Source organism: Promicromonospora sp. NPDC060204 (genome assembly GCF_042728455.1).
GTDB lineage: Bacteria > Actinomycetota > Actinomycetes > Actinomycetales > Cellulomonadaceae > Promicromonospora.
In genome coordinates, this window is the sequence record NZ_JBHWZO010000250.1 from 1 (window position 1) to 9,256 (window position 9,256).

General features: G+C 72.0%; 7 protein-coding genes. 1 reads left to right on the top strand and 6 read right to left on the bottom strand.

What is annotated here, in order from left to right; translation table 11 throughout:
• Positions 1-134: 134 nt before the first annotated feature.
• The 4 genes from ACFWEJ_RS23755 to ACFWEJ_RS23770 are packed head-to-tail and all read right to left on the bottom strand — an operon-like array spanning position 135 to position 6,146.
• On the bottom strand, positions 135-3,062 hold the full coding sequence (locus ACFWEJ_RS23755) for a family 78 glycoside hydrolase catalytic domain (protein ID WP_377231650.1): 2,928 nt from the start codon (positions 3,060-3,062) through the stop codon (positions 135-137).
• A 12-nt stretch (positions 3,063-3,074) separates the two neighbouring features.
• A complete protein-coding gene (locus tag ACFWEJ_RS23760; RefSeq protein ID WP_377231651.1) occupies positions 3,075-3,902 on the bottom strand; it encodes a carbohydrate ABC transporter permease in 828 nt (275 codons plus the stop codon).
• Positions 3,899-4,822 (bottom strand): carbohydrate ABC transporter permease, encoded by a 924-nt coding sequence (locus ACFWEJ_RS23765; protein WP_377231652.1) that lies wholly within the window; start codon positions 4,820-4,822, stop codon positions 3,899-3,901. Before ACFWEJ_RS23765 ends, ACFWEJ_RS23760 begins: the two co-directional genes overlap by 4 nt.
• Before the next feature lie 7 nt (positions 4,823-4,829).
• The gene (locus ACFWEJ_RS23770; protein WP_377231653.1) at positions 4,830-6,146 is read right to left on the bottom strand and encodes an ABC transporter substrate-binding protein; all 1,317 of its coding nucleotides are present in this window, start codon (positions 6,144-6,146) and stop codon (positions 4,830-4,832) included.
• Positions 6,147-6,288: 142 nt separating this feature from the next.
• Here ACFWEJ_RS23770 and ACFWEJ_RS23775 point away from each other — a divergent pair, with 142 nt between their 5' ends.
• On the top strand, positions 6,289-7,335 hold the full coding sequence (locus tag ACFWEJ_RS23775) for a LacI family DNA-binding transcriptional regulator (RefSeq protein ID WP_377231654.1): 1,047 nt from the start codon (positions 6,289-6,291) through the stop codon (positions 7,333-7,335).
• A 156-nt stretch (positions 7,336-7,491) separates the two neighbouring features.
• On the opposite strand, the gene ACFWEJ_RS23780 is transcribed toward ACFWEJ_RS23775, so the two are convergent.
• A complete protein-coding gene (locus tag ACFWEJ_RS23780; RefSeq protein WP_377231655.1) occupies positions 7,492-8,022 on the bottom strand; it encodes a MerR family transcriptional regulator in 531 nt (176 codons plus the stop codon).
• Between the two features lie 149 nt (positions 8,023-8,171).
• Positions 8,172-9,140 (bottom strand): SDR family NAD(P)-dependent oxidoreductase, encoded by a 969-nt coding sequence (locus tag ACFWEJ_RS23785; protein WP_377231656.1) that lies wholly within the window; start codon positions 9,138-9,140, stop codon positions 8,172-8,174.
• Positions 9,141-9,256: the final 116 nt, after the last annotated feature.

Consider the following 9,256-nt stretch of genomic DNA (forward strand, 5'->3'; position numbering starts at 1 on the left):
CTGCGGTGCAAACTGCCGACCCAGCCAGCCAAGCTGTCGACAGACCGCTGAAGCCCCCTCCCCCTTGAGGCCCGGGTTTCTTCGCTTTGGGGCGACTCAAAGCGAAGAAACCTGGGCCTCAAAGGGGAGGTTGCTCAGCGGGCGGGCGCGACCACCGCCGCGCGGCGGGCGTTGAGCTCGTCGAGCGCCGTCCGCACCTGGTCGGGGGCGCCGGACGGGAGCCGGACCAGCTCCTCCTCCAGGGTGCGCTGGTCGGTCCACTCCTTGAGCGAGCGCAGGGCTCCGGTCTGCCCGGTGTCCGCGGCCTCGACGGCGGCCAGCACGGTCTCGAACGCCTCCGGGTCGTCGGCGACGGCGCCTAGCGTGGAGGCGAGTGTGACCGGCGGCGGGACGGACCGGTCGCGCGGGTCGGGCACGGTCCACTCGTGCCGGCCGGCGCCCACCTGGAACTCGCGCGCGCCGGCACCGACGCCGGCACCGGCTCCGCCGTCCGCTCCCGCACCGCCACCGCCAGCACTCCCGGCACCGGCACCCGGCAGCACCACCACCGCCGTCGTGTTCGGCGGCACCACCGCGTGCACCACGATCTGGCCGTCCCGCTCCGCCCAGCCCGCCTCCGCGAGGCCGTACGGCGTCTCGAAGCGCGTCGCGGCGTGGTCCAGCCCCGCGATCGGCACGGGCGCGATCCGCAGCCGCCGGTAGCCGGGCGCGTCCGGGGCGAGCCCCGCCACGGTGCGGTGCAGCCAGTCCGCCACGGCCCCGAAGGCGTAGTGGTTGAACGACGTCATCTCCCCGGGGTTGATGCTGCCGTCCGGCAGCATGCTGTCCCACCGCTCCCAGACCGTGGTGGCGCCCATCGTCACGGCGTACAGCCAGGACGGCACGCCGGTCTGGAGCAGCAGCCGGGCGGCGACGACGGCGTGCCCGGTGCTCGTCAGCGCGTCCTGGATGATCGGCGTGCCCACGAACCCGGTGCCGATCCGGTAGCCGGCCCGGCGGACGAGCCAGGCCAGCCGGTCGCCCATCACCGCCCGGGTCGCGCCGTCCACGAGGTCGAACACGATGGCCAGCGCGTAGGCGGTCTGGGCGTCGGAGACGATCCGGCCGGCCGGCGTCGTGTACTCCGCCACCCAGGCCCGCCGCGCCCGCTCGGCCAGGTCCCCGTACCGCGTGACTCCCTCTGCGTCGCCCACCTCGTGGGCCGCCGCCGTGACGAGCTGTAGCGAGCGCACCAGGTACGCGCTGGCCACGATGTCGGGGTCGGCCTTGGCGCCAGCCGGATCGTCCGGCGGCGCGTCCGGGTCGAGCCAGTCGCCGAACTGGAACATGCCCTCCCACAGCAGCCGGTCCCCGGCGATGCCAAGCAGCACGTCGACCCAGGCCCGCATGCTCGGGTACTGCTCCGCGAGCGCCCTGCGGTCGGCGAACCGTTCGTGCAGGGTCGTGGGGACGACGGTGGCGGCGTCGCCCCACGCGGCGGCGGGCTGGGCCCCGAACGGCAGCACGAACGGCACGACGACGGGGCAGACGCCGCCGCGGTCGGCCTGCTCGGCGGCGACGTCGCGCAGCCAGGAGGCGAGGAACGCGTCGCTGTCGAAGAGGTAGCTCGCGGTGGGGCCGAAGACCTGGATGTCGCCGGTCCAACCGAGGCGCTCGTCGCGCTGGGGGCAGTCGGTGGGCAGGGAGACGAAGTTGCCGCGCATGCCCCGCACGACGTTCTCGTGCAGCGTGTTCACGCGCTCGTCGGAGCTCTCGAACCACCCGGTGCGGCGCATGTCGCTGCTGATGACGACGGCGGTCACGGCCGCGCGGGCCGTCTCCAGGTCGAGTTCCCCGGGCCAGCCGTCCACCTCGGCGTACCGGAACCCGTGGAACGTGAACTCGGGCTCGAAGACGTCCTCGCCGCCGGAGAGCACGAGGTGGTCGGTGGCCGCGGCGTGGCGCAGGGGGCGGACGCCGAGCTCGCCGTGCTCCAGCACCTCGGCGTGCCGCAGCGTGATCACGTGCCCGCGCTCCCCCGCCACCCGCACGCGGAGCCGGCCCACGACGTTCTGCCCGAGGTCGAGCACCGTGCGCCCCGACGGCGTGGTGATCACCTCGCGGACCGCGACCTCGTCGACGCGCCGCACGGGTTCGGCGATCGCGGGCTCGGGCACGACGTCGGACGGGTCCACGCGCACGGGCGCCCACGCCGCGTCGTCGAACCCGGGCAGGCTCCAGCCGGGGACGGCGCGGCCGGCGTCGACCCGCTCGCCCGCGTAGATGCCGCTGGCCACGACGACGCCGGTCGCCGCGCCGCGCCAGTCCGGACCGGTGACGAGCACGCGGGTGGTCCCGTCGGCGAGCTCGACGTGCAGTTGCACGGCCGCGGCGGGCTGGTCGCCGTAGAAGGTCCGGGCGGCGCCGTGGAAGCCGTACTTCTCGGTCCACCACCCGCCGGCCAGCCGGATGCCGACGGCGTTGGCGCCGGCCCGCAGCAGCGCGGAGACGTCGGTGGCCTCGTGCACCAGACGGTGCTGGTAGGCGGTCCAGCCGGGCTTGAGCACGGCGTCGTCCACGTCCTGGCCGTTGATCTCGACCTGGTAGACCCCGTGGGCGGAGGCGTAGAGGGTGGCGCGGACGACGTCGCCGGGCAGGTCGAGCTCGGTGCGCAGCAGGCCGGGCGCGGCGTCGTCGGGCGGATCGGCGAGGCCGACGAAGGCGGCCGCCCACTCGCCGTCGGCCAGGAAGACGCTGCGCACGGTGACGGGCTCGCTCCAGGGCGAGGTGGCGCCGTCCGTGCCCGTGACCCGGACCTCCAGGGCGTGCCGGGCGTGCGGCGTCAGCGGTTCGAACGGCCAGGGCACGAACCGGGACTCGTCGGTCTCCAGGGTGCGCACCTGGTCGCCGTCGAGCCGGATCTCGGCGCCGGCCTGCCACCAGCCGGGCGCGTCGGACTCAACGGTCCAGCTCAGGCGCGGGGTGGGGGTGTCGGCGAAGGCGCCGTCGGTCCGGCGCTCGACCCGCACCTCGCGGACGCGGGTGCTGCCGGTGGTCTGGGTGTCGGTGTGGTGGGTCTCCATCGGTGGCCCCTTTCAGCCCTTGACCGCGCCGGACGTCATGCCGGCCACGATCTGGCGGTTGAAGAAGATGTACATGACCAGCGGCGGCACCGTGATCAGCAGGATGTCCATGAACAGCAGGTTGAACTGGCTGACCATCTGGCTCTGGAAGTTGTAGAGCGTGAGCTGCACGGTCGCGTTCTCGTCCCCCGGCAGGAAGTACAGGGGGTTGGTGAAGTCGTTGAACACGTTGACCGCCTGCACCACGACGATCGTGATGATCACGGGCCGCAGCAGCGGCAGGATGACGGCGAAGAAGAGCCGTAGCGGCCCGGCGCCGTCGATGATCGCCGCCTCGTCGAGCTCGCGCGGGATGGTCGCCACGAACGCGCGGAACAGCAGGATGCAGAACGAGAGCCCGAACGTCGCCTCGATGAGGATCAGGCCCGGCATCGTCTTGAACAGCCCCGTCTGCTGCAGCACCCAGATGGTCGGCACCACGGCGGGCGGCACGATGAGCCCCGCCAGCACGAAGAAGTTCACGATCGGGTTGAGCCGGGACCTCCGCCGCTGCAGCAGGTAACCGACCATCGCCGCGAGCACCACCATGACGGCCACGCTCACCACGGTCAGCACGGTCGAGTTGAGGAAGGCCCGCACCACGATCCCGTCGCGGGTGGTGAGCACCTCGGTCAGGTTGTCGAAGAACGCCCACTGCTCCGGCCAGGAGAACTCCAGGCGCGAGGCCGACGACGCGTCCTTGGCCGCCGTCAGGAAGATGAAGGCGAACGGCACCAGGAAGACCACCACCGACACGACGATGGCCACGACGCCCGTGGCCCACGAACCGGCGCGCCTCATCGGTCGACCTCCTTGCGGTTGAGCAGCAGGGAGACCGGCACCATGATCGCCGTGACCACGAGGAACAGGATCACGTTGCCCGCCGTCGACAGCCCGTAGAACCCGGCCTGGTACTGCTTGTAGATGACGGACCCGATGACGTCGCTGGTGAACCCGGGGCCGCCGCCCGTCGTCGCCCAGATGAGGTCGAACGACCGCAGGCCGCCGATCAGCGACAGGATGATCACGGTGGCCGTCGCGGGCTGGACCAGCGGCAGCGTGATGGAGCGGAACTGCTGCCACCGGCCCGCGCCGTCGACCCGCGCGGCCTCGTAGTACTCCTGCGGGATCGCGACGATGCCCGCGATGTAGATGAGCGTCGCGATGCCGAGCCCCTTCCAGACGTCGACCGCCGCGATCGTCAGCAGCGCCTGGTTCGGGTCGGTGAACCACCCCGGGCCCTCGATGCCGAACGTGGCGAGCATCGTGTTGACCACGCCGTCGAACGGGTCGAGCAGGGCCTTGAAGGTGATGCCGACGCCGATCGTGGAGACCAGCACCGGGAAGAACACGACCGAGCGCAGGTAGCCGCGGCCCACGAGCTGCGAGGTGAGCAGCACCGCGAGCGCCAGCCCGAGCACCACCTTGGCGCCCGACGTCACGAAGCCGTAGACCAACGTGTTCACAAAACCGCGCGAGAGCTGCGGCTCCGCGAAGAACTGGACGAAGTTGTCCAGGCCGATGAACTCGGTGTCGAACAGGGTCCAGCGGGTCAGGCTGAACCAGAACGACGCGAACGTCGGCACCGCGAAGAAGACCAGGTAGAGCACGCCGGCCGGCAGGTAGAACCAGGACGGGTAGATGCTGCGCTGGGTGGCCGAGGTGGAGCCCGCCGTCCGACGGCGCCGGGCGGGCCGCACCTCGGTCAGTGTTGCCGCCACGAGCGGCCTACCAGCCCTCGAGGCCGAGCTGACGGGCCTGGTTCTCGACGTCCTGGTCGTAGAACTCGGCGGCCTCCTCGGCGGTCTTGATCCCGGAGCCCACCTCGACCGTCACCTTCTCCAGGTTCGGGCCCTTGACCGGCGAGAGGAACTCCAGCGCGTTGGCGGCGCGGCCCTCGTCGAAGTAGGCCTGGATGTCGTCCAGCATCGGCGGGGCGGTGTCGAGCACCTCGCACGTGCCCGCGTAGGGGCCGGCGGGCGGCAGCAGCTCGTTCTGGATGTCGCACCCGGCCTCGCTGTTCGCGAAGGCCACGAACTCCTTGGCCGCCTCCAGCTCCGCGCCCTCCGTGGAGCGCGGGACGTACAGCGCGTTGGGCTGCCAGATCGTGGCCTGCGTGTTCTCCGCGTCCTGCGCGGGGAGCGCGAAGAAGCCGATGTCGTTCACGGCGTCCGGCGTGTTCTGCAGGATCGTCTGGATCACGTTCGACAGCATCGGGTAGTGCGCGCCCTCGCCCTCGGCGACCATGCGGGCGCCGTCGGGGAACGTGGCGGACGGGAAGTCCTCGTTGAAGTACCCCGCCTCGGCCACCTCCTGCTGGTGCTGGAAGCCGAGAAGGGCGGGCTCCTCGGCGTAGGAACGCTGGTGCGCCGTGTACTGGTCGGCCCACTCGGGGTCGACGGCGGTCACGTTGGCGAAGTCGCCCAGCACGAAGAGCTGGCTGGTCCAGGTCTCGCCGTAGGTCTGGATGACCGGGGCGACGCCGTCGCCCTCGGCAGCGATCGTCGCGTTGTTCGCCATGAACTCGTCCCAGGTCTGCGGGACCTCCAGCCCGAGCTTCTCGTACACCGGCTTGTTGTAGACGACGCCGCCGGCGAACGAGGCACCCAGCGGCGCGCCGTACATGCCGTTGTCGGTGCTCACCACGGGCAGGAACTCCTCGGTGAGCGAGCCGACCCACTCCTGGTCGCTCAGGTCCACCAGCGTGGAGTCCGGGTTGAGGGCCTGGAGCAGGGAGCCCGAGTTGTAGAAGAACACGTCGGCCATCTCGCCGGTCGAGAGCCGGGTCTTGACCAGGTTGTCGCCCTCGGTGCCGCCGGGCCGGATCTCGACGGTGACCTTGACGTCGGGGTGCTCCGCCTCGAACGCCTCGACCAGGGCGTCGGCGGTCTCGGGGTTGGGCGCGTCGTTGGTCGTGAGGAACGTGATCTCGGTGGTGCCGTCACCCTCGGCCGACGCCGAGCAGCCGGCCAGGGCGAGGGCCGTGAGCGCGGTGGCCGCGACGGCGGGGCGGGTGAACCTGCGGGTTCGAAGTGCACGGGACATCTCTCTACCTCCTTGTAGAGACGCATGGAACGATGGGTGTAGAGCGATCTACACTGCCACCGATGAATCCTTTCAGTGGGAGCACGCTAGCGGGGCGCCATTTCTGGTGTCAACCGATCTACACAGGCAGGATGGCCTCACGATGAGCACCCACCCGACGCGCCGGACCCGGCCCTCGACCATCCAGGACGTCGCCCACGAGGCCGGCGTCTCCCGGGCCGCGGTCTCCAAGGTGATCCGCAACGCCTACGGCGTCAGCCCCCACATGCGCGCGCAGGTCGAGGCCGCGATCGAGCGCCTGGAGTACCGGCCGCGGGTCGCGGCGCGCGCCATGCGCGGGGCGAGCTTCACGCTCGGGTTCGAGATCCCGCAGGTGGGCAACGACTTCCTGACGATGATCGTGGACGGCGCCACCGAGGCGCTCCAGGGCACCCCGTACCAGATGATCATCGCGCCGCTCGGGCGCGACCAGAAGGGCGACGTGGCGATCAACAGCCTCGCCGACCGCCAGGTCGACGGCATCGTGGCCATCTCCCCGCGCGTCGACCCCGCCTGGCTCGAACGGGTCGCCGAGCGCACGCCGCTGGTGATGATCGGGCGGCACGACCGGTCCGACCGCTACGACACCATCACCGGCGACGACCGCTCCGGCGCCGAGCAGGTCATGACGCACCTGTTCGACCTCGGCCACCGGCGCATCGTCCACCTGACCATCCACCCGTCGCGGCCCGAGCCGCCGTGGGCGGGTCAGGCCGGGGCCGAGCCGCACGTGGTGCGCACCGCCGTCTACCGCGAGCGCATGACGGCGGCCGGGCTGTCGCCGCGTGTAGTACACACGATGTTCGACGGTTCCGAGGCGCACGCGGCCACGCTCGACCTGCTCGCCTCCCCCGACCGTCCGACCGCGATCTTCGCGGGCAACGACACCCTGGCCATCGGCGTGCTGAGCGCCGTCGCGGAGGCCGGGCTCGACGCGAGCGACGTGTCGGTGGTCGGTTACGACGACGTGCCGATCGCGCGGCACCCGCTGGTGTCCTTGAGCAGCGTGGACCAGAGCGGCATCACGCTCGGCCGGGAGGCGGTGCGGCTGCTGCTGGAACGGCTGGCGGGGCGCACGGAGTCGGTGCGGTACGAGGCGGAGGCGGTGCTCCGGACGCGCCGGTCGAGCGCGGAGGCGCGGGAGGTGTGAGGGGCCGGCGGTGGGGGTTGCCGGGCGGCACCGGCGGCCGGGCGACCGGCGTCGGACATTCTCTTTGAGGCCCGGGTTTCTTCGCTTTGGGACAGTTCAAAGCGAAGAAACCCTGGCCTCAAAGGGGATCGCGAGGGCGGGCGGTTCCTGACCGAGCTAGTCGTCTGGGCGTGTGACGTCCGGGCCAGGGACGTCCGGGCCTGTGACATCTGAGCCCCCGGCATCCGGGCCCGTGGCGCCGCCGTAGGTCGCGATCTTGTACTCCGTGGCGACCAGCGAGAGGTTCAGCTCCCGGATCCGGCGCCGGATCGTGTCGCGGTGCTCCAGCAGGAGGTCGAGGCGCTCGGGCTCGGTCTGCTTCCCGGCGTCGACCAGGGTGATGTAGTGCTGCACGTCGCGCATCGGCATGCCCGACAGCCGCATCCGGGTGACGAAGACGAGCCGGCGCAGCGCCGCGGCATCGTACAGCCGGTACCCGGCGGCGTCGCGGCCCACCTCGACCAGGCCCGCGCGCTCGTAGTAGCGCAGCGTGTGCGGCGAGACGTCGAGGTAGGCGGCGGCCTCGGCGATCGGCAGGGGTCCGGACACCGCGTCGGCGTCCGCGAGGGCGTGGATCACGTCGGCCGACGGCGCGCCGTCCTCCCCCAGCGCCGCCAGGGCGCGCGCCATCAGGTCGTCGGTTGCCATGCCCACCAGCCTAGGCGGCGCCGGCCTCGCCGAATCGGGTCTTGCCGGACCGGGCGTCGCCGAATCGGGTCTTGCCGGACCGGAACATGCCGGGACGGCTCCGAGCGGGCGGACCCGGCGTCGTTCCGAACTGCCCGGCGTGCGGCTCATCAGAAGGCCCGCACGGCCGCGGGCACGCCCGGGAAGTCCGCCGAAGCGGACGCACTGGCCCACTTCTCGACGTCGTCCGCCGCGTACGCGTAGGCACGCCGCAGGTTGCGGACCGCCTCCGCGCCGTGCGGCTGGCGCAGCGGCGCGTCGGGCGCGACCAGCACGCGGCGGACGACGACGGCGGCGCGGGCCGGGTCGCCCTCCTGACTGCCGTGGGCCTCGGCCATGTTCGCGCGGACGGCGCCGGCCACGGCGTCGTAGGCGGGGTCGGCGGCCGCGGTGTGGAGGACGCCGTCCGCGTTGAACGCCGTCCGGAACCGGCTGGGCTCCACGATCAGCACGCGGACGCCGAACGGGGCGACCTCGCCGGCGAGCGCCTCGGACCAGCCCTCCAGCGCGAACTTCCCGGCCGAGTAGCTACCGACCGCGGGGAACGACATGCGCCCGCCCTGGCTGCTCATCTGCACGATCGCGCCCGCGCCGCGCGCCCGCAGGTGCGGCAGGACCGCCCGCACGTAGGCCGCCGGGCCGAACAGGTGCTGGTCGAGCATGTCGCGCAGCGCGGCGTCGCCGATCTCCTCGGCGGTCCCGACCTGTCCCGCGCCGGCGTTGTTGACCAGCACGTCGATGCGGCCGAACGTGTCCAGGGCCTGGTCCACGACGGCGGCCGCCCCGGCCGTGTCCCGGACGTCGTGCTCCACCGGGAGCAGCCGCTCGCCGTACCGCTCCCGGAGCGCGTCGAACCGGTCGGCCCGGCGCGCAGTGCCGACGACCCGCTCGCCAGCCTGGAGGGCGGCCTCCGCCAGGGCGAGGCCGAGGCCGGAGCTCGCGCCGGTGATGAGCCAGGTCTTGGTGTTGGCGGTCGTCGTCGAGGCGCTGTTCGTGGTCGTGCTGATGTTGGTCGTGCCGGTGTTGGTCGTGCCGGTGTTCATTGCGTTGCCGTTCGTGGCGGTGCCGTCGGTCGTCATGATGGCGACGCTAGGGATTGGAGCGCGCTCGAACGCAAGGCGAGGTCGGTCGGGGCTGAGGTCGGCAGTCTCCTTGCAGGTCGGCAGTCTGCATCGAGGTCGGCACAACTCTGTGC

What these genes read in the sequence shown, in the direction of transcription:
- ACFWEJ_RS23755 (WP_377231650.1), bottom strand. Translation starts at nt 3,062, where the DNA reads ATGGAGACCCACCACACCGACACCCAGACCACCGGCAGCACCCGCGTC.
- ACFWEJ_RS23760 (WP_377231651.1), bottom strand. Translation starts at nt 3,902, where the DNA reads ATGAGGCGCGCCGGTTCGTGGGCCACGGGCGTCGTGGCCATCGTCGTG.
- ACFWEJ_RS23770 (WP_377231653.1), bottom strand. Translation starts at nt 6,146, where the DNA reads ATGTCCCGTGCACTTCGAACCCGCAGGTTCACCCGCCCCGCCGTCGCG.
- ACFWEJ_RS23775 (WP_377231654.1), top strand. Translation starts at nt 6,289, where the DNA reads ATGAGCACCCACCCGACGCGCCGGACCCGGCCCTCGACCATCCAGGAC.
- ACFWEJ_RS23780 (WP_377231655.1), bottom strand. Translation starts at nt 8,022, where the DNA reads ATGGCAACCGACGACCTGATGGCGCGCGCCCTGGCGGCGCTGGGGGAG.
- ACFWEJ_RS23785 (WP_377231656.1), bottom strand. Translation starts at nt 9,140, where the DNA reads ATGACGACCGACGGCACCGCCACGAACGGCAACGCAATGAACACCGGC.